The sequence below is a fragment of the Rhizobium sp. LjRoot98 genome, from assembly GCF_964252935.1.
GTDB lineage: Bacteria > Pseudomonadota > Alphaproteobacteria > Rhizobiales > Rhizobiaceae > Pararhizobium.
The window spans coordinates 159,601-180,401 of sequence record NZ_CAXUPW020000008.1 but is presented as its reverse complement, the minus strand read 5'-3'; the positions used below and the strand labels follow the sequence as shown (position 1 = coordinate 180,401).

The 20,801-nt window shown below is 59.3% G+C and carries 23 protein-coding genes; 18 read left to right on the top strand and 5 right to left on the bottom strand.

What is annotated here, in order from left to right:
* Positions 1-105 precede the first annotated feature (105 nt).
* The gene (locus tag ACSQ3J_RS22960; RefSeq protein WP_060502283.1) at positions 106-795 is read right to left on the bottom strand and encodes a TetR/AcrR family transcriptional regulator; all 690 of its coding nucleotides are present in this window, start codon (positions 793-795) and stop codon (positions 106-108) included.
* Positions 796-921: 126 nt separating this feature from the next.
* On the opposite strand from ACSQ3J_RS22960, the gene ACSQ3J_RS22955 reads away from it, so the two are divergent.
* Positions 922-1,185, top strand: a complete 264-nt coding sequence (locus tag ACSQ3J_RS22955) for a hypothetical protein (protein ID WP_037110229.1) — start codon at positions 922-924, stop codon at positions 1,183-1,185.
* Positions 1,186-1,292: 107 nt separating this feature from the next.
* Here ACSQ3J_RS22955 and pncB read toward each other — a convergent pair whose 3' ends face one another.
* Positions 1,293-2,597: a nicotinate phosphoribosyltransferase gene (pncB, locus tag ACSQ3J_RS22950; protein ID WP_436040408.1), complete on the bottom strand. Its 1,305-nt coding sequence runs from the start codon at positions 2,595-2,597 to the stop codon at positions 1,293-1,295.
* 271 nt (positions 2,598-2,868) lie between these two features.
* Here pncB and ACSQ3J_RS22945 point away from each other — a divergent pair, with 271 nt between their 5' ends.
* Genes ACSQ3J_RS22945 through derI form a run of 3 tightly spaced genes read left to right on the top strand, consistent with a single transcriptional unit; the run spans position 2,869 to position 4,882 of the window.
* On the top strand, positions 2,869-3,654 hold the full coding sequence (locus ACSQ3J_RS22945; protein WP_060502285.1) for a DeoR/GlpR family DNA-binding transcription regulator: 786 nt from the start codon (positions 2,869-2,871) through the stop codon (positions 3,652-3,654).
* Positions 3,651-4,418 carry a triose-phosphate isomerase gene (locus tag ACSQ3J_RS22940; protein ID WP_060502286.1) on the top strand — a complete coding sequence of 256 codons (768 nt, stop codon included), beginning with the start codon at positions 3,651-3,653 and terminating at the stop codon, positions 4,416-4,418. Before ACSQ3J_RS22945 ends, ACSQ3J_RS22940 begins: the two co-directional genes overlap by 4 nt.
* A gap of 26 nt (positions 4,419-4,444) precedes the next feature.
* Positions 4,445-4,882 (top strand): D-erythrulose-4-phosphate isomerase, encoded by a 438-nt coding sequence (gene derI, locus ACSQ3J_RS22935; RefSeq protein ID WP_060502287.1) that lies wholly within the window; start codon positions 4,445-4,447, stop codon positions 4,880-4,882.
* A gap of 198 nt (positions 4,883-5,080) precedes the next feature.
* Here derI and ACSQ3J_RS22930 read toward each other — a convergent pair whose 3' ends face one another.
* Positions 5,081-5,410, bottom strand: coding sequence for a DUF6074 family protein (locus tag ACSQ3J_RS22930; RefSeq protein ID WP_244481915.1), 330 nt, complete (start codon positions 5,408-5,410; stop codon positions 5,081-5,083).
* Between the two features lie 383 nt (positions 5,411-5,793).
* On the opposite strand from ACSQ3J_RS22930, the gene ACSQ3J_RS22925 reads away from it, so the two are divergent.
* The 3 genes from ACSQ3J_RS22925 to ACSQ3J_RS22915 are packed head-to-tail and all read left to right on the top strand — an operon-like array spanning position 5,794 to position 8,639.
* Positions 5,794-6,348: a MaoC family dehydratase gene (locus ACSQ3J_RS22925; protein WP_060502288.1), complete on the top strand. Its 555-nt coding sequence runs from the start codon at positions 5,794-5,796 to the stop codon at positions 6,346-6,348.
* Entirely contained in the window at positions 6,349-7,509 is a 1,161-nt protein-coding gene (locus tag ACSQ3J_RS22920) for a CaiB/BaiF CoA transferase family protein (RefSeq protein WP_060502289.1), read from the top strand.
* Positions 7,506-8,639, top strand: coding sequence for an ABC transporter substrate-binding protein (locus tag ACSQ3J_RS22915; protein ID WP_060502290.1), 1,134 nt, complete (start codon positions 7,506-7,508; stop codon positions 8,637-8,639). Before ACSQ3J_RS22920 ends, ACSQ3J_RS22915 begins: the two co-directional genes overlap by 4 nt.
* A 34-nt stretch (positions 8,640-8,673) precedes the next feature.
* On the opposite strand, the gene ACSQ3J_RS22910 is transcribed toward ACSQ3J_RS22915, so the two are convergent.
* Positions 8,674-9,510 (bottom strand): amidohydrolase family protein, encoded by an 837-nt coding sequence (locus ACSQ3J_RS22910; RefSeq protein WP_060502291.1) that lies wholly within the window; start codon positions 9,508-9,510, stop codon positions 8,674-8,676.
* A gap of 95 nt (positions 9,511-9,605) precedes the next feature.
* Positions 9,606-10,391 (bottom strand): IclR family transcriptional regulator, encoded by a 786-nt coding sequence (locus ACSQ3J_RS22905; RefSeq protein ID WP_060502292.1) that lies wholly within the window; start codon positions 10,389-10,391, stop codon positions 9,606-9,608.
* Positions 10,392-10,559: 168 nt separating this feature from the next.
* Between ACSQ3J_RS22905 and ACSQ3J_RS22900 the strand changes: the two genes are divergently transcribed.
* From ACSQ3J_RS22900 to ACSQ3J_RS22850, 11 genes are all read left to right on the top strand, one after another.
* Positions 10,560-11,876: an ABC transporter substrate-binding protein gene (locus tag ACSQ3J_RS22900; protein ID WP_060502293.1), complete on the top strand. Its 1,317-nt coding sequence runs from the start codon at positions 10,560-10,562 to the stop codon at positions 11,874-11,876.
* Positions 11,877-11,950: 74 nt separating this feature from the next.
* Positions 11,951-12,847, top strand: a complete 897-nt coding sequence (locus ACSQ3J_RS22895; protein ID WP_037110178.1) for a carbohydrate ABC transporter permease — start codon at positions 11,951-11,953, stop codon at positions 12,845-12,847.
* A complete protein-coding gene (locus tag ACSQ3J_RS22890) occupies positions 12,847-13,713 on the top strand; it encodes a carbohydrate ABC transporter permease (protein ID WP_037110175.1) in 867 nt (288 codons plus the stop codon). Before ACSQ3J_RS22895 ends, ACSQ3J_RS22890 begins: the two co-directional genes overlap by 1 nt.
* 4 nt (positions 13,714-13,717) lie before the next feature.
* The gene (locus tag ACSQ3J_RS22885; RefSeq protein WP_060502294.1) at positions 13,718-14,815 is read left to right on the top strand and encodes an ABC transporter ATP-binding protein; all 1,098 of its coding nucleotides are present in this window, start codon (positions 13,718-13,720) and stop codon (positions 14,813-14,815) included.
* Positions 14,816-14,825: 10 nt separating this feature from the next.
* Entirely contained in the window at positions 14,826-15,938 is a 1,113-nt protein-coding gene (locus ACSQ3J_RS22880) for a mandelate racemase/muconate lactonizing enzyme family protein (RefSeq protein WP_060502295.1), read from the top strand.
* 12 nt (positions 15,939-15,950) lie between these two features.
* Complete coding sequence (locus tag ACSQ3J_RS22875; protein ID WP_060502296.1) at positions 15,951-16,280, top strand: L-rhamnose mutarotase; 330 nt, start codon at positions 15,951-15,953, stop codon at positions 16,278-16,280.
* Entirely contained in the window at positions 16,273-17,352 is a 1,080-nt protein-coding gene (locus tag ACSQ3J_RS22870) for a Gfo/Idh/MocA family protein (protein ID WP_060502297.1), read from the top strand. The genes ACSQ3J_RS22875 and ACSQ3J_RS22870 overlap by 8 nt, the downstream gene beginning before the upstream one ends.
* 3 nt (positions 17,353-17,355) lie before the next feature.
* Positions 17,356-17,805 (top strand): MaoC/PaaZ C-terminal domain-containing protein, encoded by a 450-nt coding sequence (locus ACSQ3J_RS22865; protein WP_060502298.1) that lies wholly within the window; start codon positions 17,356-17,358, stop codon positions 17,803-17,805.
* A 14-nt stretch (positions 17,806-17,819) separates the two neighbouring features.
* On the top strand, positions 17,820-18,554 hold the full coding sequence (locus ACSQ3J_RS22860; RefSeq protein WP_060502299.1) for an SDR family oxidoreductase: 735 nt from the start codon (positions 17,820-17,822) through the stop codon (positions 18,552-18,554).
* Between the two features lie 24 nt (positions 18,555-18,578).
* Complete coding sequence (locus ACSQ3J_RS22855; RefSeq protein ID WP_060502300.1) at positions 18,579-19,424, top strand: fumarylacetoacetate hydrolase family protein; 846 nt, start codon at positions 18,579-18,581, stop codon at positions 19,422-19,424.
* Between the two features lie 88 nt (positions 19,425-19,512).
* Positions 19,513-20,790 (top strand): L-fuconate dehydratase, encoded by a 1,278-nt coding sequence (locus ACSQ3J_RS22850; protein ID WP_060502301.1) that lies wholly within the window; start codon positions 19,513-19,515, stop codon positions 20,788-20,790.
* Positions 20,791-20,801: the final 11 nt, after the last annotated feature.

Sequence of the window (20,801 nt, the reverse complement as noted above, 5' to 3'; positions counted from 1 at the left end):
GCTTTACAATCAACGAGTAAATGAACGCGAAACGCGTTTGTTCCATCGAAAGCTTCGATGGAACCCGTCATCAGCCTATGCAGGCAATATCGTGCAGGCAGAACTTCAGACTTCGGAGCCGGCCATTTCAGCGACATTTTTTGCCGGTTGGCAAAACGAGGCAATGGCCGCCTCGCAGGCACGCATGAAGCGCATGGAGGGGCCTTCACTGCCGGTTGCGAGCTTGCTCACCTGGGCACCCTCCATCAACATCGAAAGAGTGTCGGATAGCAACTCCGGTTCGCTCACGCCGGCATCGCGACAGAGTTTTTCGAGACGGCGCTGCTGGGTGATCTTGAAGTTTTCAATGACGGCATGGGCGGGATGGCCCTGCTCCTTGAGCTCAACGGCCGCATTGGCCAGATCGCACCCATATTGATTGTCGGCCAGACACTGTGCACGGGCTTTTACCCAGCTGTGGAGCTGGGCCATCGGATCGTTTGGATGGGATGCTTCGAGCTGATCCCAGAAAGCGGCGGCTTTTTCGGATGTGAACCGCAATGCTTCGCAGATCAGGTCATCTTTCGAGCCGAAATGACGGTAGAGCGTCATCTTGTTGGTTTCTGCCGCTTCGGCAATCGCATCGACGCCGATACCGCGAATCCCGTGCTGCCGGAACAGCTCGCAAGCCGTTGAAACAATACGATCTCGCGGCGCCTGGCGCGCTTGCACGCAGTCACCTTTTTCCAGCCTTATATCTGCCGGTTTCGGAGACGATACGGATTTCGAATTTTTATTGACAAGGCTTCTTGACATAGGTGTGACCGGTCGGTAACTATTCGAATGTTACTTACTGGTAACACTGCAATGCAACGATGTCAAGGTTAAGACACCGGACGGGATCCGCCCGCCGGAAAAGACGATGAACGAAGGAATACCCCAATGCACCAGGCAAACAGCGATCTGACCATCCATGAGGTCCTGACAGACCCGATGATCCGTGCCGTAATGCGTGCGGACGGCGTCACGACCAATGAAATGAAAACGCTTCTCTACTCCGCTGCCAGCGCACTTCGCCAGATGCAGCCGGGAACCGTAAGCGCCAAAAATCATACGGCCAACCTGCTGGCGGCTCCCAAGCGCCGCCTGCTGTCGATGGTCCATCCGCTCGCTTCGCGCTCGGACTGCCTACGCATGAGCGCGTAACGAACTTAAATCTCCCGGCGCATCCCTCCCAAGAATGCGCAAACAAACCCAGCCGGATGCCTCCACCGGCTGGGTTTTTGTTTGCAAAAATGATTGCCGCAACTGGCTCAGACCTTGACGGCCAGCTCGGCAAAATCCTCCGTTCCGAAGAACTTGAGATAGCGCTCGACTTCCGAAGGCTCGCCCGTCGCCTTGCGTGGATTGTCCGACAGCTTGACGGCAGCATGGCCGTTGGCATCGCTGACTTTGCAGACGACCGAAATCGGGTTCAGTCCACTGACCTGGGTCGGCGCACACCCGGCAAAGTCGTTCGTCAGGTTGGTCCCCCAGCCGAAGCTCATGCGCACCCGTCCCTGGAAATGCCGGTAGGTTTCGAGAATTGTTTCAACGTCGAGGCCATCCGAGAAGATCAGGAGCTTTTCCTTGGGATCACGGCCCATCTTCTTCCACCAGGCGATGATCTTCTCGCCGCCTTCGATGGGCGGGGCACTATCCGGCCGGAAGCCCGTCCAGTCGGCAACCCAATCGGGGGCATTGCGCAGGAAAGCGGCCGTACCGAAGGCATCTGGCAAAACGATCAACAGATTGCCACCATAGAGCTGGTTCCAGTCCTGCAGAACCTTGTAGGGCGCCAGGCCCAGTTCCTGTTCGGTGCGCGCAAGCGCTGCGGCGACCATCGGCAGTTCGTGCGCGTTGGTGCCCAGCGCTTCGAGATCCGTATCCATGGCCAGAAGCACGTTGCTGGTGCCGGAAAAGGACATGCCGATGCCCTCCTTCAGTGCCTCGACGCACCAGCGCTGCCATAGGAAGCTGTGGCGGCGGCGCGTGCCGAAATCGGAGATCCGCAGGTCCGGATAGGTCTTCAGCTGCTCGACCTTCGACCACATCTTGGCCTTTGCACGCGCATAAAGCACATCCAGCGCAAATGGCCCCATATCCTTCATGGCCGTGCGCGAGCGCAATTCGTTGATGATCGCCAGTGCCGGAATTTCCCACATGGTCGTGTGGGTCCATTTGCCGGGAAAGGTCAATTCGTATTGGCCGTGCTTGCGGGACAGTTCGTAATCCGGAAGCTGGAAATCGGCGAGCCAGGCGAGGAAATCCGGTGCGAAGATCTGCTTGCGGCCATAAAACGTGTTGCCGGCGAGCCAGATCATTTCTTTCTTGGTGAACCGGAGACCGCGAACATAATCCAGCTGTTCGCGCAGTTCCTGCTCGTCGATTTCGTCGGTCAATAGAACCGTCTTGGTACGGTTGATGACCGAGAACGTTGCGTCGACGTCGGGATAGAGCCGCCAGATCATCTGCAGCATCAAAAGCTTGTAGAAATCCGTATCCAACAGGCTGCGCACGACCGGGTCGAGCTTCCAGGCGTTGTTATAGACGCGCTGCGCGATGTCCGTCTTGGTCATGAAAGCTCTCTCCCGCTCCAGCACTGCATGGCGCGACGTATCCGTTATCCCCCAGTCATGGCACGGCATTTAGCCTCGCCGCAACAGGCTGATGCAACAAAGCAATTGCCCGAAAGCCGCAAAACTCGCGCCGCACAGGGTTGCAAGAGCAAGATAGGCAGAAAACATCACATGATCACATACAAATATCACAAAATATCACTATTTTGGTTGAAATTCTCACGCCGACAGTTATATCAGGGACAGATACAGACCGCGCGAAAGCACTCCTATGAAGCCCGAAGACCGCCGCCAGGCGATCATGGATATCCTGATGGAAACGGGCTCGGCTTCGGTCGAGGATCTCGCCGGCCGGTTCGCCGTCAGCAAGATGACCGTGCACCGCGATCTCGACGACCTCGAGCAGGCGGGCCTTTTGCGCAAGGTTCATGGCGGCGCCTCGATCCAGTCCAGCCCGCAGTTCGAAAGCGATTTCCGTTACCGCGAGAAGATTGCAGCGGAGGAAAAGCGGCGGCTGGCCCAACACGCAGCGACGCTGATCGAGCCCGGCCAGATCATCATCATCGACGATGGCTCCACAGCAGGTGGCGTGGCCGATTATCTCAAGGATATCCGGCCGCTGACAGTGATCACCAACAATCTCGGCGTGATCAACAAACTGGCGGCGGTCCCCGGCATCGATGTGATCTCGCTTGGCGGCCAGTATTCGAAGAAATTCAACGGCTTTTTCGGCATCACCACCGAGGAAGCCCTCCGTTCGCTGCGTGCCGACATGGCCTTCCTGTCAAGTTCGGCCATCCACGGCGCCTCCGCCTTTCATCAGGATCAGGAAGTCGTCCAGACCAAACGCCAGATGATCAGGTCAGCGGCGCAGACCGTCCTGCTCGTCGATCACGGCAAGTTCGGCAAATCCGCCCTGCATTTCCTGACCGGGTTGGATCTCTTCGACACGGTTCTGACAGGTGCGGAAATCGATCTGGCCTACGAACAAGACCTCAAGGACGCCGGTATCAAACTTCAGAAAATTAGCGGCAAAACCGCGGAGGAAACAGCATGACAAAGACATCCGTCTGGGTTGGAACCAGCTGGAAAATGAACAAGACGCTGACTGAGGCCATGGCTTTTGCTGACGGTCTGGCAGAAGCCGACGCGACGCGCGACAACCGCGTCCAGCGCTTCGTCATTCCGCCATTCACAGCCACACGCCAGGTGAAGGAGCGGCTTGCCGCCACCAGCGTCAAGGTCGGCGCACAGAATATGCATTGGGACGACGCTGGCGCCTGGACCGGCGAAATTTCGCCGATCATGCTCAGGGATTGCAATCTTGATATTGTCGAACTCGGCCATAGCGAACGGCGCGAACATTTCGGCGAAACGGATCGCACGGTCGGCCTGAAGACGGCCGCCGCCGTTCGGCATGGCCTGACCCCGCTGATCTGCATCGGCGAAACGCTGGCCGAGCGCGAAGCCGGACAGGCCGATATCGTCCTGCGACGTCAGGTCGAAGGCGCGCTCGCGCTGATCGAGGGCGCAGACAAGAGCAAGCCCATCCTGCTTGCCTACGAGCCGGTCTGGGCAATCGGCGTCAATGGAATTCCCGCCTCCTCCGACTATGCCGACGAACGCCACGCCCTGATTGCCGAATGGGCAGGGGCACGCCTTGGCGTTTCCGTACCAGTTCTCTACGGCGGCAGCGTCAATCCCGGCAATTGCGAAGAGCTGATCGCCAAGCCGCATATCGACGGCCTGTTCATTGGCCGCTCGGCCTGGGATGTGGCGGGCTATCTCGACATCCTCACACGCGTCTCCTCGGCGCTTTGAAACCCAGTCAACGGAAGGATACAGCCATGAAAATCGCAATCGGCGCCGACAGCGCAGGCAAGCCGCTTCTCGACATCATCGAAGCCCATCTCGCCACCAAAAGCGGCCTCGAAGTCAGCAATCTCAGCCAGTCCGGCTTTTATGCCGATCTGTCCAAGGGGCTGGCCGAAACCATCGTCAATGGTCAGAACGATCGCGGCATCCTGATCTGCGGCACCGGCATCGGCGTCTCGATCGCCGCCAACAAGGTGCCAGGCATCCGCGCGGCGCTCACCCACGACACCTATTCGGCCGAACGTGCCGCCAAATCCAACAATGCGCAGATCATTACCATGGGCGCGCGCGTCATCGGGCCGGAACTGGCCAAGGCCATCGTCGACAAGTGGCTGGACTCCGAATTCGACCCGAACGGCTCGTCGGCCGGCAATGTCGAGGCGATTGACCGCCTCGATGCAGGCAAGTGACGTCCTGATCAAAACCCTTCAGCAGAATATGTGATCCTCCCTCATATCCTGCAGAGCGACGCCCGGCGAAAATGCCGGGCGTTTTCGTTTGAAGCGGTCTTGCCGCGCCGGTGGACCCACCCGGAGGGGGACCACATCTAATATACCTTAAGCGGGACACCGAAATCTCGGCGTCTGTAACCGGAGGGTACCGGCGTTTCAGGAATTGAGGGTGTATCCATCCTGAGCTTCAGCGGCCAAGCGATCCGAATAGCGCCGCATCATTTCCACCTGAACTTCTGTCTGGAAGGCCATCACCTGGCTGCGGATGGCATCCTCGGAGCACCCGAGACTGCTCAGGCGTTTTGCCAAAGCGCGGCACTCGGTTTTCCAGTACTGGAGAGCCTCTTCGCCATGGACGTTTTCCAGCTCGCTGGCGCAGCGTCTGATGGTGCTTGCCTGTCCCGATAAGGGAAATGGCACGACCCGTTCTTCCGTTTCAGAAAAACGCACATCCTTCAACGCAGCACTCATCAGGCGGTTCTCCATGTTGGTGATTCTGATTTACAAAGCATATGGTTAACGCTTCGTATCCGAAGCCTGGCTTTCCCGGTTTCAGCGTCCGAAAGCTCGCCTCCAGCGCGAGAATGCGCTGCCACGCCCAAGCCAAACTGAAGAACCCAAGCAGCAGATCAACCCCACCCTCAGCTATCTCTGCACCCCCCCAAGACACAGCCTGCTCACACATCTCCCTGACCAATGCCCGCCTGATCGCCGGATGGACCGCTCCATCATCCGGTAGGGCGGCGCGAAAGTGCGCACGATGTCGCTTGCAATAATCATCCATATGTGAAAATCTTCTTTACATAAGAAAACTGGAGGGCGCACATGGACATCAACAACCCGGCAGCACTTTGCGTGGAGTACATGCCATGAGCGCCGCTGCACCGACCGTGGGCGTTTCCTCCACGCATCCTTCGGACATGCCGACGGACCATGCTTCGCTTCCGGTCTGGAACGCAGAAAACTGGCTCTATGAGGATTGGCCGGTTGGACAACGCATTCGATCATTGCGGCGCACGATGGCCGAGGGTGACAGCCACATGTTCAACATGCTGGTTACCGATATTCACCCTTACGTGCAGGACCAGATGTTTGCCGAGCGGGAGGGCGTTTTCGGCAAGCGGCTGATTGCTGGCGCCTTCGTGTTTTCAGCCGGCCTCGGGCTGGTCGCCACCAATTGCGTCAACGCCTTTTCCTATGGTTACGACAAGCTGCGCTTCATCAAGCCGGTCTTCATCGGCGACACCATCTACACGATCCGCACCAACCTCGATAAGCGCCCGCGCTACAAGGACATGGGCCTGATCCGCGCCAGCTACGAGGTGTTCAAGGGCGAAGGCGAACTGGTGCTCTACTGCGAGCATCTGCAAACCGTGAAATACAAGAACCCGGCCGACTTTGCCGGCAAGACGGAAAAATCATAAATGTCAGCGGATACCGATCTTCCCCTCGCCGGCCTCGTCGTCGTCGATCTCAGTCAATTCCTGTCCGGTCCCTACTGTTCTCTGCGGTTGATGGATCTTGGCGCGCGGGTCATCAAGATCGAGCGGCCCGATGGCGGCGACCTGTCGCGGCGCCTCTATCTCAGCGACACCGAGATCGGCGGCGATTCCACCATCTTCCACGCGATCAACCGGGCGAAGGAAAGCCTGTCGATCGACCTGAAGGACGAAAAGGATCTGGCCTCGCTGCGAACGTTGCTGACCAAGGCCGACGTGCTGATCCAGAACTTCCGGCCCGGCGTCATCGAACGGCTCGGGCTGGATTATGAAACGGTCGGGAAGATCAATCCGCGGCTCGTCTACGCATCGATCAGCGGCTATGGCGAGGAAGGCCCCTGGGTCAAGCGGCCGGGCCAGGACCTTCTGGCGCAATCGCGTTCCGGCGTGATGTGGCTCAACGGCGATGAGGATCAGGGGCCAGTTCCGTTCGGCCTGGCAATCGGCGACATGCTGGCCGGCGCAGCCCTTGCTCAGGGCATTCTCGCAGCGCTCGTCCGCCGTAGCATCAAGGGTACCGGCAGCCATGTCGAGACCAGCCTGCTCGAAGCATTGGTCGATTTTCAGTTCGAGGTACTGACAACCCACCTCAACGATGGGCGGCGCTTGCCGAAACGCGCAAATTTCCGCAGCGCCCATGCCTATCTCTCGGCACCTTATGGCGTCTATGCGGCCGCCGACGGTTATCTCGCCATCGCCATGACGCCGATCCCGAAGCTGGCCGATCTGCTCGGCATGGACGAGCTTGCGCCCTACCGCGACAACTCCGCCACCTGGTTTACCGCGCGCGACGAGATCAAGGCGCTGATCGCCAAACGCATCGCGACCAAGACAACAGACGAATGGCTGGCGATCCTTGAACCGGCGGATATCTGGTGCGCCCGGGTGCTGAACTGGAACGAGCTGATGGAGAGCGAAGGCTTTCAGGTTCTCGACATGCTGCAGACCGTCACCCGCGAGGACAATATTTCCATCACGACAACGCGCTCGCCACTCCGCGTCAACGGTGTGCGCGCCAAGGTCGATCGTGCAGCACCGCGCATTGGCGAGCACAGCCAAGCCATCCGCGAGGAGTTCGGCCTATGACGATCACACTCAAGGGCATGACCTGGAACCACCCGCGCGGCTATGATCCGATGGTCGCCTGCTCGCGCCGCTGGTTCAATGAAACCGGCGTCACCGTCGAGTGGGAAAAGCGCTCGTTGCAGGATTTCGAGACATTTCCAGTCGGAGAACTGGCAAGACAGTTCGATCTCATCGTCATCGACCATCCGCATGTCGGGCAGATCACTCATGAGAAATGCCTGCTGCCATTGGATATTGCCGGACGCGAGGGCGAACGTGCGGCGTTGGCCGCCGCCAGTGTCGGCAGATCCTATCCGAGCTATTCATGGCAGGGCCGCCAATGGGCATTTCCTATCGATGCGGCAACACAGGTGCAGGCCTGGCGGCCTGATTTGCAGGCCACGCCACCTGCCAATTGGCCAGAGATGCTTGAGTTGGCACGAGCTGGAAAAGTCCTCATCCCACTGCGCCCGCCCCATTCATTGATGTGTTTTTACACACTCTGCGGCAACCTCGGACGGCCTTGTGCGGTCGAGGGGCCGGGCGATCTGATCGGCATGGAAACCGGTATCCAGGTTTTCGAGATGTTGCGCGAGATCGCCGGTCTGGTCGATCCAGCCTGCTTTGAAATGGACCCGATCGCGATTCTGGAACGGATGGCAGCGCCAGAGGCAAAAGCCGCCGTATCACCACTGATCTATGGTTATGTCAGCTATTCCGTGGCTGGCTTCCGGCCGGGCCTCATTCGTTTCGGCGATATTCCACCGGTGGACGACGGCGGCCCGATCGGCTCGGCGCTGGGCGGAACCGGTATTGCCGTCTCGGCATTTTCCAAAAACCCAGATGCCGCCATCGACTTTGCCTACTGGATCGCCAGCGGCGATATCCAGAAGACCGATTACGCCGCAGCGGGCGGACAGCCGGGCCATGCGCACGCGTGGGAGGATGCGGCGGTCAATCTCGCCACTGCCGACTTCTATCGCGCCACCCACGCGACGCTTGACGCCGCCTGGGTCAGGCCCCGCCACGATGGCTACATGGGCTTCCAGCAGGCAGCATCGGATCGTTTGAACGAAGGCCTGTTGCAGCGTCAATCGGCCAAATTAGTGGTGGCCGATATCAATCAGCTGTTCGCTGAAAGCTTCCGATAGAAGGACCGGCCGGCGGATAACGCCGGCCACCTGTTTAGAGACGCCAAAGCCGCTTTGCATTGCCTGACAGCAGCTTGTCGCGCTCACCTTGCGAACATCCGGCCAGCAGCGCATGCGTCGCCGCCATCCAGGTCGACAGACCTCCGCCAAGCGTGCAGACCGGCCAATCGCTGCCCCAGACGACACGATCCCAGCCGAATTGCGCGATCGTGTGCTCGACATAAGGCCGCAAGGTTTCGACCGACCAGTTTTCCGCTTCGGCATAGGCGACGACGCCGGAAATCTTCGCGGTGACGTTTGGGCGTTTGGCGATCTCAATCATATTGTCCCGCCACGGCTGTACGGCGCCGGAAGCGATGGCGGGAACGCCGCAATGGTCGAGGATAAACTGGACGTCCGGCGCCAGATCGGCCAGCGCGATGGCTTTCGGTATCTGATGCGGCAGAACACAAAGGTCGAAGGACAAGCCAGTCCCACCAAGCCGTTTGATGTTCTCGCGAAACAATGCACCTTCCGAGACGTCATCGGGAACGACATGCAGCACACGGCGGAAACCCTTGACGAACGGGTTCGCCTGCTGGCGCTCGAGATGGGCGGCGAAACCCGCCTCTTCCGGACGGCAGGCGGCGATTGCGCCGGCAATCAGGTTTTCGGGGCGTTGCGACAGCGTCTGGACATAGCCGATCTCGGCCTCGATCTCCGAGGGATCGACATCAACCTCCATGTGCAGGGCAGCCCCGATGCCGCAGCGTCTGGCTTCGGTCGCATAAGTTTCATAGAGAAAATCCCGATCCAGCGCAGGTACGCTCGACAGCCACGGATAGGCAAGTGCCGCCCTGTCAATCAAATGCAGATGGGTATCGATGATCATCGTCCGTGTCCTCCCCGGCGTTATTCTCGACTATTTCACACAAGAAGATATCATTCAAATAAGAAGTTCATCACCCAAGTGCTCTGAATTCCTGCCTATTCCGTATGGCTGACGTCTGATCCGGCGAGCAGCGAAAGCTGGGCAGCCGTCTTTTGTAAAAGCGCGATGCTTTCGGATATATCAGGGGCGGACGGAGCGTTGACCAGTGCAATATAGGGGCAGGTCAATGCGGCGATGCCGCGCCCGTCCGGCCCGAGGATCGGCGCCGACAGGTTATAGACGCCAGCGGTCTGGGCGCTGGCCATCATCTCGTATCCGCGCTCGCGGATCCGGTCGAGCCGCTCGAAGAAATCATCGGACAAGGGTGGCTCGGTTTGGCTTTTCACATGTTCGGAAATCATCATCTGCCGCTCTTCCTCAGACCGGAATGCGAGCAGAACGTGACCGGAACCTGTGTCGAACAGGCTGATGTGCGAGCCGACGCGGATCGAAATGCCCCAGTAATCCGGAGCTTCCTGCTGGGCGATGACGACAGCAAAGCCACGATCAAAAACGGCAAGATGATTGGCCTGACGGCTGCGCTGGGCAAGGTCGCGCATCAGCGGGGTCGCATAGGATGCCAATCGCCGCACCGGCGCATGCAGCTGCGCCAAGCCGAACAGCTTGAGCGTCAGCGAGTAGCGGTCGCCATCAATCCGCGTCACATAACCGCGCCGGACCAACCGGTCGAGCATACGGTAGAACTCGTTCGGGCTGCGCTCAAGCTTCTTGGAAATCTCAGCCTGCGTCAGGCCGCCATCGACACCGGCCAGTAACTCAAGAATATCGAGACCTTTGTCCAGCGCCGGTGCGCGGTAGCGGTCGGATTCGTCAGTGTCCATCAACATCTCCCCCTGTGAATGAGATACTTCATATACGCATACGAGGCGCACGACAAAGCAAAGTTGTGGCTTGACGCAAGGGTGCATTTGCTGTTTGTATATAAATCAATTCCTCACAAATGAGGAATTCCCGCCATTGGGATGGTGTGGACGTGAGGAGGAGAAATCATGAACAAGCTGCTTTCCGGCGTCTCTGCCGGAGTAATTTTGTTTGCTTGCTCGGTCGCGGCGCAAGCCGCAGACCTGCCCGGCAAATTCGACGGCGTGACGATCGATGCCAAGCTCATCGGTGGCCAGCAATACGAAAAGCTTTATGAGCGCATCGGCGAGTGGGAAAAGGCGACAGGCGCCAAGGTCAATATCCTCTCGAAGAAGAACCATTTCGAACTCGACAAGGAAATCAAGTCAGACATCGCCACCGGTGGCCTCAGCTGGTGCGTCGGTTCAAACCATTCGTCGTTCGCGCCGCAATATCCCGATATCTATACCGACCTGACGCCGCTGATCCCGGCTGAGGAACTTGCAAAATTCGTACCGGCGCTGATTGCCGCCTCGACCCTCGATGGCAAGCTGGTCATGCTGCCACGTGCCCAGTTCGACGTGTCGGCACTCTATTACCAGAAGAGCCTCTATCAGGACGAAGCCAAGAAAACGGCCTTCAAGGCCAAGTACGGCTACGACCTGACCCCGCCGGACACCTGGGCGCAGGTTTCCGACCAGGCCGAATTCTTCTCGTCGCCTCCGACATTCTACGGCACGCAGTTCGCCGGCAAAGAAGAGGCGATCAATGGCCGCTTCTATGAAATGCTGGTGGCCGAAGGCGGTGAATATCTCGACAAGGATGGCCGCCCGGCCTTCAATTCCGACGCTGGCGTCCGCGCACTCGATTGGTTCGTCAAGCTTTACAAGGACAAGGCCGTTCCGGCTGGAACGACCAATTATCTCTGGGACGACCTCGGCCAGGGCTTTGCGTCCGGCTCGATCGCTCTCAATCTCGACTGGCCTGGCTGGGCGAGCTTCTTCAACGATCCGAAATCCTCCAAGGTTGCCGGTAATGTCGGCGTGAAGGTTCAGCCGGCCGGTTCGTCCGGCAAGCGCACCGGCTGGTCGGGTCACCACGGCTTCTCGGTCACGGAATCCTGCGCCAACAAGGAAGCAGCCGCTTCGCTCGTCTGGTGGCTGACCAACGAAGACAGCCAGAAGCTGGAATCGGCGACCGGCCCGCTGCCGACACGCAGCGCCGTCTGGGATTACAACATCAAGGCCGCCGAAGGCGATGCCTACAAGACCGAAGTTCTGCAGGCTTTCCAGGAAGCGGCAAAGCATGCCTTCCCGGTTCCGCAGACAGCCGAATGGATCGAAATCTCCAACTCGGTCTATCCTGAGCTGCAGGCTGCGATCCTTGGCGACAAGACATCGAAGCAGGCTCTCGATAGCGCTGCCGAGAAGGCCACGACCATCCTACAGGATGCCGGCAAGCTTTGATTGAACTGACGCGGCGCCACGGCTTCTGCCGTGGCGCCGCATTTCAATTTCCGGCGCAAATCAAAGGGCGCGACATGAAACTATCCAGATTATCGGCACCAGTGCTGCTGCTGTTTCCAGCGTTCCTGGTTCTTGCGGCTGTTGTCGTCGTGCCGCTGGCGCTCTCCTTCTATTCGAGCTTTACGCCGTTTCGCCTGACCAAGCCGGAATCGCTCTATGTCTTCATCGGCCTGCGCAACTACATCACCGTCATTTCGAGCTGGGATTTCTGGGTCGCCTTCGGCCGCACGGTTCTGTTCCTGACGATTGCGCTCAATGCCGAAATGCTTTTGGGCCTCGGTCTTGCTTTGCTGGTCTCCAAGGCCGTGCGCGGTCAACGGCTGTTGCGCACCCTGATGATGTTTCCGATGATGTTTTCGCCGGTACTCGTCGGCTTCCAGTTCAAATTCCTGTTCAATGACAATATCGGCCTGATCAACAATGCGCTGCAATCGTTGGGGCTGACGGACCAGGCGATCCCGTGGCTGATCAATGGCAATCTGGCTCTGTTTTCGATCACGGTTGCCGAAGTCTGGTCGTCCACCTCGGTCTTTGCCATCCTGATCCTGGCAGGCCTTCTCGCCATGCCGCGCGATCCGATCGAGGCTGCCCACGTCGATGGCTGCACGCCATTGCAGACCTTCCGCTATGTGACCTGGCCCTATCTGATGCCGTTCGCCTTCATCGCCATGACCATCCGCTCGCTCGACGTCGCAAGGGCCTATGACATCGTCAAGATCATGACCGACGGCGGTCCTGCCAAGCGCACCGAGCTCCTGTGGACGCTGGTTGGCCGTACGGCCTATGGCGATGCCCGGATGGGGATGGCCAACGCCATGGCCTATTTCGCCATCGTGCTGTCGATCCTCTTCACCGTCTATTTCTTCCGCAAGCTCGCAGCCGCGCGCCAGCAGATCGGAGCTGAGTGGTAATGGATATCAATTCGTCCCATCGTCTGCGCAAGCGCCTCTATTCGCTCGCCCATATCGTCACCCTGTTCGTGGCGATGCTGATCATCTGCCTGCCCGGTTTCTGGATCATCCTGTCCTCGCTGCGTCCGACCGTGGAGATCATGGCAAAGCCACCGGTCTGGATCCCGCAGGACCTGTCGCTCGATGCTTACCGGTCGATGTTTTCAGGTGCCGGCCAGGGTGGCATTCCGGTCTGGTCCTATTTCCGCAACTCGCTGATTATTTCGATCACATCGACGATCATCGCGCTCGGCATCGGCATGGCCGGTGGCTACGCGTTTGCCCGCTACAAGTTCAAGGGCAAATCGGCGATCTTCCTTGGCTTCATGCTGACCCGCGCTGTGCCCGGTATTGCGCTGTCGCTGCCTTTGTTCATGATCTTTGCCCGCACCGGCATCATCGACACGCATTTTGCGCTCATTCTCACCTATGTCGCGCTGAACGTGCCCTTCACCATCTGGCTGATCGACGGCTTCTTCCGGCAGGTCCCGAAGGATCTGGCCGAAGCTGCCCAGATCGACGGCTGCACCCGTTGGCAGGCTTTCTGGCAGGTGGAATTTCCGCTGGCTGGTCCCGGCATCGCATCAGCCGGCATCTTCGCGTTCCTGATCTCCTGGAACGAATACGCGCTGGCGTCGCAGATCACCCGCTCGGTGAATTCCAAGACGCTGCCGGTCGGCCTGCTCGATTATACCGCCGAATTCACCATCGACTGGCGTGGCATGTGTGCGCTCGCCGTCGTGATGATCATTCCGGCGCTGACACTCACCTTCATCATACAAAAACACCTCGTCTCCGGCCTCACCTTCGGCGCGGTCAAAGGATAATTTCATGGCTCCCGTCAGTCTCAAGAAACTGGTCAAGCGCTACGGCGCGCTGGAAGTGGTGCACGGCATCGACCTGGAAGTGAAGGACCGCGAGTTTATCGCGCTGGTCGGCCCGTCCGGCTGCGGAAAATCGACGACGCTGAGAATGATCGCTGGCCTCGAAGATGTCAGCGGCGGCACGATCGAGATCGGTGATAATGTCGTCAACGACCTGCCGCCGCGTGCGCGCAACATCTCCATGGTGTTCCAGTCCTATGCGCTCTATCCGCATATGACGGTCGGCGAGAACATGGGCTTTTCGCTGAAGATCGCCGGGCGTCCACCGGAAGAAATCAAGGAAAAGGTAGCGGATGCCGCCGCCATCCTCGATCTCACGCATCTGCTCGAACGCCGCCCCTCGCAGCTCTCTGGCGGCCAACGTCAGCGTGTCGCCATGGGCCGGGCGATCGTCCGCCGTCCTGACGTCTTCCTGTTCGACGAGCCGCTGTCCAATCTCGATGCCAAACTGCGCACGCAGGTCCGCACCGAAATCAAGAAGCTGCATGCCCGCATGCAGGCGACGATGATCTACGTGACGCATGACCAAGTCGAGGCGATGACGCTGTCCGACCGTATCGTCATCATGCGCGATGGCCATATCGAGCAGGTCGGCACCCCGGAAGAAGTGTTCAACCGCCCGCTGACCAAGTTTGTTGCCGGTTTCATCGGCTCGCCGCCGATGAACATGGACGACGTGACGGTCGCTGACGGAAAACTGGTCTTCGCCAGCGGCGCCACTTTGCCGATCCCGCCGAAATTCCGCCAGAGCCTGACCTCCGGTCAGAAGCTGACCTTCGGCCTTCGCCCCGACGATTTCTTTCCGGCCGGCCATGGTCTGAACTCCGGTGATGCCGAAGCGGTCGCGGAACTGGAATTGCCGGTTTCGATCACCGAACCACTGGGGAATGAGACACTGGTCTTTGTTGGCTTCAACGGCCGCGATTGGGTATCGCGCATGCTCAATCCGCGCCCCCTGCCCTCCGGCCAGAGCATCAAGATGAGCTTCGATCTCTCGCAAGCGCATCTGTTTGACCTGACCACCGGCAAGAGCCTGGTAGCCTGAGGAATCTGTAATGGCCCGTATTGAAAAAATCGAACTGCGCATGGTCGACCTTCAGCCGAAGGTCAAGCGGACCGACGCGATCCAGAGCTTTGTCAGCCAGGAAACGCCCTTCGTCACCATCACCGATTCCGACGGCGCGGCCGGTACCGGCTACAGCTACACGATCGGCACAGGCGGCTCGTCGGTCATGCGGTTGCTGTCCGACCATCTCGTGCCGCTGCTCATCGGCGCGGATGCCGATTGCATCGAGGCGATCTGGCATAAAATGGAATTTGCTACTCACGCCACGACGATCGGCCCGATCACGGCGCTGGCTATGGCCGCTGTCGATACAGCCCTGTGGGACCTTCGGGCGAAGAAGCAGAACCTGCCACTGTGGAAGCTCGCCGGCGGCGCCCGCGACCGTTGCCCGCTCTACACGACCGAAGGCGGCTGGCTGCATATCGACAAGCAGGATTTGGTCGATGATGCGCTGCAGGCGAAAGCCAAGGGCTTTTCCGGCTCTAAGATCAAGATCGGCCGTCCGCACGGCTCGGAAGATTATGAGCGGCTGTCGGCCGTGCGCGCGGCTGTCGGTCCAGCCTTTGAGATCATGACCGATTGCAATCAGGGCTTTGCGGTCGATGAAGCCATCCGGCGTGCCGGACGCTTGCAGGAACTTGATCTCGCCTGGATCGAGGAACCGCTTCCGGCTGATGATCTCGACGGCCATATCCGGCTGTCGCGCTCGACCACCACGCCGATCGCCGTCGGCGAATCCATGTATTCGATCCGGCATTTCCGCGAGTACATGCAGAAGGGTGCCTGCTCGATCGTCCAGGTCGATGTTGCCCGCATTGGCGGCATCACGCCGTGGCTGAAGGTTGCCCATGCGGCCGAAGCTTTCGACATTCCCGTCTGCCCGCATTTCCTGATGGAACTGCATGTCAGCCTCGTTTGCGCGGTACAGAACGGCAAATATGTCGAGTATATTCCCCAGCTCGATGATCTGACGGACAAGCGCATGGAGATTGTCGACGGCAAGGCGCTGGCGCCATCCGAGCCGGGCATTGGCATTTCCTGGGATTGGGATGCCGTCAAATCGCGCTCGGTTACAGAATTCACCCGCGAATTCCGGGCCTGACGGGAGGCGGTGATGCAGCGCATGAGCATGGTGATCGGGCTGGAACCGACGAAGATCGAAGAATACAAGCGGCTGCACGCGGCCGTCTGGCCGGAAATCCTTGCCCTGATCTCCGAGTGCAACATCACCAACTATTCGATATTCCTGAAGGAGCCGGAAAATCTGTTGTTCGGCTACTGGGAATATACCGGGACAGATTTTGACGCCGATATGGCGAAGATGGCGGCGCATCCGAAAAACCAGGAATGGTGGTCGGTCTGCATGCCCTGCCAGAAGCCGCTTGCCACCCGCAAGGACGGTGAGTGGTGGGCAATGATGGAAGAGGTGTTCCATCATGATTGAGTACTTCGATCCGGCAACGCTGCGGCAATGGTGGCCAAAGCCTGTCGCACCTCACCCCATCGTCATTTTCGGTGCCGGAAGCATTGTCGGCGATGCCCATCTACCCGCCTACAGGAAAGCCGGTTTTCCGGTTGCCGGTCTCTACGATCCCAATGCAGAGAAAGCTCGCGCATTGGCAGAAGCGTGGGGTATCCGCACCTTTGCCCGAGAAGATGACGCGCTCGCAGTCAAAGACGCAATCTTCGATCTCGCAACGCCGCCCGCAACACATGCCGCGATACTGTCGAAATTGCCCGTTGGCGCTGCCGCGCTCATTCAAAAACCGATGGGTTCAGATTTAGAGGCAGCAACGGAAATTCTGGCGATTTGCCGTGCGCGGCAGCTGAAAGCGGCCGTCAATTTCCAGCTGCGCTTCGCGCCAATGATGCTGGCTCTCAAAGATGCCGTCGAACGCGGGTTTATTGGCGAAATCGTCGATTTCGACGCCTGGCTGGCGCTGGCGACACCGTGGGGCTTATGGCCTTTCCTCAAGGGTCTGCCGCGCATCGAGATTGCCATGCACTCCATCCACTACCTGGATTTCATCCGTGGTTTGATTGGCAACCCACTCGGCGTCCACGCCAAGACGATCGGTCATCCGAACCATGATGTTGCCCAGACCCGCACAGCCGCAATCCTTGATTATGGTGACAGGCTGCGCTGCGTTCTCTCCGTCAATCATGACCATGATTTCGGCCGCAAGTTCCAAGCCTGCGAGTTCCGCATTTCTGGTACGAAGGGTGGTGCCTATATCAAACTCGGCGTCAATCTCGATTATCCGCGCGGCGAGCCGGACGAACTCTGGATCCGCCCGGCCGGGGGCGACGAATGGGTTTCCGTGCCGCTGCAAGGTGCATGGTTTCCCGATGCTTTCGCCAATCGCATGGCCAACCTGCAGCGCTTTGCTACCGGCGAAGACGACGTGCTGATCGGCTCCGTCGAGGATGCCTGGCAGACCATGGCGTTGGTCGAAGCCGCCTATCAATCCAGTGCGCAGCCGGCAACGCCGCTGGCGCCCTTACCCGGGACGTAAGCCATGAGCGAACAGACAATCCATTTCGAAGACTATGAGTTGGGCGCTGTCCGGCTGACCACAGGCCGCACGATCACCGAGACCGATTTCGTCGTGCATGCAGGCCATACCGGTGATTTCTTTCCGCATCACATGGATGCCGAATTCGCCAAGACCCTGCCGGGTGGCCAGCGCATCGCCCATGGCACGATGATCTTTTCGATCGGCGTCGGCCTCACCGCGTCGCTGATCAATCCGGTCGCATTTTCCTACGGCTATGATCGGCTGCGGTTTGTCCGTCCGGTCCACATTGGTGATACGATCCGCACGCGCGTGACGATCGCGGCCAAGGATGACGACCCGAAGCGGCCTGCATCCGGCCGCGTCATTGAACGCTGCGAAGTCATCAACCAACGCGACGAAGTCGTGCTCGCCGCCGACCACATTCTGATCGTCGAACGCAAGAAAACCTAAAAGAGGCCAATGACATGACCGCCAATCTGACCGGCAAGAAAGTCCTGATCACTGCTGCAGCGCAAGGCATAGGCCAGGCGTCCGCCCTCGCCTTTGCCAAGGCGGGCGCGATCGTCCATGCCACCGACATCAACGCCGAAGCTCTTGCCGCTCTGGCGAAGCAACCGGGCATCTCCACCCACATTCTCAATGTTCTGGAAGCTGATGCCGTTTCGACATTGATTGCCGAAATCGGCGACATCGATGTACTGTTCAATTGCGCCGGTGTCGTTCACGGCGGCTCTGTTCTGGAGATGAAGGATAGCGACCTTGAGTTCGCCTTCGACCTCAACGTCAAGGCGATGATCCGCACCATCCGCGCCGTGCTTCCGGGCATGCTGGCGCGCGGCGACGGCTCGATCGTCAACATGTCGTCGGTCGCCTCCAGCATCAAGGGCGTGCCCAACCGCTTCGCCTACGGCGTCACCAAGGCTGCCGTGATCGGCCTGACCAAGGCCGTTGCCGCCGATTATGTTGCGCAGGGCATTCGTTGCAATGCCATTTGCCCCGGCACGGTTGAAAGCCCCTCACTGCAGGAGCGCATGCGCTCGCAGGGCGACTATGATACCGCCCGCGCCGCCTTCATCGCCCGCCAGCCGATGGGCCGACTCGGCACACCGGAAGAAATCGCCGACCTCGCAGTCTATCTCGCCGGCGCGACCTACACCACCGGCCAAGCCTATGCCATCGATGGCGGCTGGACGATCTGACGCCTTGAAACAGGAAACACGCTTATGAAACTTCTTCGCTATGGCGCACCCGGCGCCGAAAAGCCGGCAATGCTCGATGCTAACGGCCAGATCCGTGATCTCTCGGGCCACGTCTCCGATATTGGCGGCAAGGATATCGATCCGGCGGCACTTTCGGCACTGGCAAAGCTCGATCCGGTCAGCCTGCCACTGGTCTCTGGCACGCCGCGCATCGGTCCTTGCGTTACCGGTACAGGAAAGTTCATCTGCATCGGCCTCAACTATGCCGACCATGCGGCGGAATCCGGCATGGCAGTTCCGCCGGAACCCGTCGTCTTCATGAAGGCGACGTCGGCTATTGTCGGCCCCAACGATGATCTGCTGATCCCGCGCGGTTCGGAAAAGACCGATTGGGAAGTCGAACTCGGCGTCGTCATCGGCAAGACGGCAAAGTATGTCTCCGAAGCCGACGCCCTCGACTATGTCGCCGGCTATTGCACCGTCCACGACGTTTCCGAACGCGCCTTCCAGATCGAGCGTTCCGGCCAGTGGACCAAGGGTAAATCCTGCGACACGTTCGGCCCGATCGGCCCCTGGCTGGTGACCAAGGACGAGGTCGTCGATCCGCAGGACCTCGGGCTCTGGCTGAAGGTCAACGGTGAGACCGTGCAGAACGGCACGACGAAGACCATGGTCTATGGCGCCGCCTTCCTCGTTTCCTATCTCAGCCAGTTCATGTCGCTGCATCCCGGCGACATCATCTCCACCGGCACGCCGCCCGGCGTTGGTATGGGCATGAAGCCGCCGCGCTACCTGAAGCCTGGTGATGTCGTTGAACTCGGCATCGAGGGTCTGGGAAGCCAGAAGCAAACAACACGGGCAGACATCTGAGGTTTTGGCCGGCGTAGCACCTTGCCACGCCGGCCAATTCGAAATCCCACGACGACAGCCTGCCGCCATATCTTTTCGGAGCAAACCCATGACCCGCATCACCGATCTCCGCGTGTTCGACCTTCGCTTCCCCACCTCGCAAAGCCTTGACGGTTCGGATGCGATGAACCCCGATCCGGATTACTCCGCCGCCTACGTCATTCTCGACACCGACACGGATGGGCTTTCGGGTCACGGCCTGACCTTCACCATCGGCCGCGGCAACGAGATCTGCTGCGCGGCAATCAATGCGATGAAGCACCTGGTCGTCGGGACCGAACTTGCTGACGTCCTCGCTCATCCCGGCAAATACTGGCGGCATCTGACCGGCGACAGCCAGTTGCGCTGGATCGGACCCGACAAGGGCGCCATGCATCTTGCCACCGGCGCCGTCGTAAATGCGGTCTGGGACCTGCTCGCCAAGCAGGCGGGAAAACCTGTCTGGCGTCTCATTGCCGACATGCCGGCCGAAGAGATCGCTGACATCGTCGACTATCGCTATCTGACCGATGTGTTGACCCGCGACGAGGCCGTCGCGATCCTCAAGCGCGCCGAAACCGGCAAGGCAGAGCGCATCGCGACACTCGAGGCCGAAGGTTACGCCTGCTATACGACATCCGCCGGCTGGCTCGGCTATGACGACGAGAAATTGCGCCGCCTTTGCCAGGAAGCGATCGATGCAGGCTTCAACCACGTCAAGATGAAGGTTGGCCGCGATCTTGAGGACGATATCCGCCGCCTGCGCATCGCCCGTGAAGTCATCGGTCCTGATCGTTATCTGATGATTGACGCCAACCAGGTCTGGGAAGTCAATGAGGCCATCGACTGGGTGAACAAGCTGGCATTCGCCAAGCCCTTCTTCATCGAGGAGCCGACCAGCCCCGACGATGTTGCCGGGCATCGCAAGATCCGCGCCGGCATTGGCGCCGTCAAGGTCGCGACCGGCGAGATGTGCCAGAACCGCATCATGTTCAAGCAGTTCATCGCCGAGGGCGCGATCGACATCGTCCAGATCGATTCATGCCGTATGGGCGGATTGAACGAGGTGCTGGCGGTTCTTCTGATTGCAGCCAAATATGACCTGCCGGTCTGGCCGCATGCCGGAGGCGTCGGCCTTTGCGAATATGTCCAGCACCTTTCGATGATCGACTATATCACCGTATCCGGCACCAAGGATGGCCGGGTGATCGAATATGTTGACCACCTGCACGAACATTTTCTGGAGCCCTGCATCATCGAGAATGCAGCCTATATGCCGCCCAAGGCCGCAGGATTCTCGATCGAGATGAAGCCGGCCTCGATTGAGCAGTATCTGTTCAAAGGTTGAGAGGCTGGGGG